We start from the raw sequence: 1,295 nt of genomic DNA on the forward strand, positions 1-1,295 counted from the left end.
CTAAGTATCAGCAGTTTCTAAAGAGTAAAAAACTCTAACAAAGCGTTCAAACGGACAAAAAACAGTTGGCTGTTTCACTCCGTTCACAATTTTAGCCAACAATTTTTTGCCGCTTAACGTGGCGTTATGGTTCCTTTGAATATTGGGTGTTTATTAAATGTTGATCTGGTTAATTGTATTTTGTGAACTGGGGTTCTGGATATTTTTGTTTAGCGGCTTATTTGTACGTTATATTCTCAAACTTCCAAAATTTGGTAGTACCTTACTTTTATGTGTCCCATTCTTAGATATTATTTTGTTAGTCGCAACAGCTTATGACTTGCGTTCTGGTACAACCGCTGAATTTGCACATGGACTAGCCGCAGCATATTTAGGGTTTACAATCGTCTTTGGCCATAGCGTAATGAAGTGGGCGGATGATTATTTTGCATATAAATATAATGGGCAAGACAAACCTAATCAAAAATATGGCTGGACTCACACTAAATATGAATGGGGACAATGGCTTAAAGGTATACTGGCGTGTTGTATCGCTAGTAGTATATTGTATTTGGCTATCATTTTTGTAAATAATGAGACTAAAACAGAAGCACTTTTAGACTGGATGTACATCTTTCCATCGCTTATGTTTTTTTGGTTTTTATTTGGGCCTCTTTGGTACACAATATTTCTAAAAAATAAGGCTCAAACTACCAATAAGTAACATACGAACCATAACAAGAAATTAAACAAGGACTAAAAACAGCGGGCTGTTCGCTTCGCTCCATTTTAGCCCACTATTTTTAGCCTGTTAATTAGGCGTTATGTAGCACGCATAAAAGGATGTTTTGTGGAAGACTGGGAAGTTTATAAAATATCAATCGAGGGACAAAAGTTAATGCTAAATGGCATTGATATTTGGGCTCATGATTGGAAGTATCTTGATTTAAAGCCTTTCAAAGCGCCACATCCTGCACATCCAAATCAAATGCATAAGTACAAAATATGGTGCATCGAGGTTGGTAACAAAAAAGCTATTTTTGCCGCCACAGAGTTGAGTAACATGGTGTGGGGTTTTTACATCCCCAAAGTAGCTACATAACAAGAAAATCAAGAGGGACTGCTAACAGTTGGCTAGGTTTCGCTCCGCTTCACATTTTAGCCAACGATTAATCAGCACCTTATTTGGGCGTTATGTGCTATTGCAACTTGATAGTTAATAATCATCCGGAGTGATTCAAATATGGTAATCGATGGTTCATGGATGTCTGATGACGATTTAAAAAATATTCCCGCCGATGTTATTTCACTGTCAT

General features: G+C 37.0%; 2 protein-coding genes. Both read left to right on the top strand.

Annotated elements, in window-relative coordinates:
* Positions 1-157 precede the first annotated feature (157 nt).
* Positions 158-703, top strand: a complete 546-nt coding sequence (locus ESZ36_RS22405; protein ID WP_146792026.1) for a hypothetical protein — start codon at positions 158-160, stop codon at positions 701-703.
* Positions 704-829: 126 nt separating this feature from the next.
* Positions 830-1,081, top strand: a complete 252-nt coding sequence (locus ESZ36_RS22410; RefSeq protein ID WP_146792028.1) for a hypothetical protein — start codon at positions 830-832, stop codon at positions 1,079-1,081.
* Positions 1,082-1,295: the final 214 nt, after the last annotated feature.

This window comes from Colwellia demingiae (genome assembly GCF_007954275.1).
Classification (GTDB): Bacteria; Pseudomonadota; Gammaproteobacteria; order Enterobacterales; family Alteromonadaceae; genus Colwellia; species Colwellia demingiae.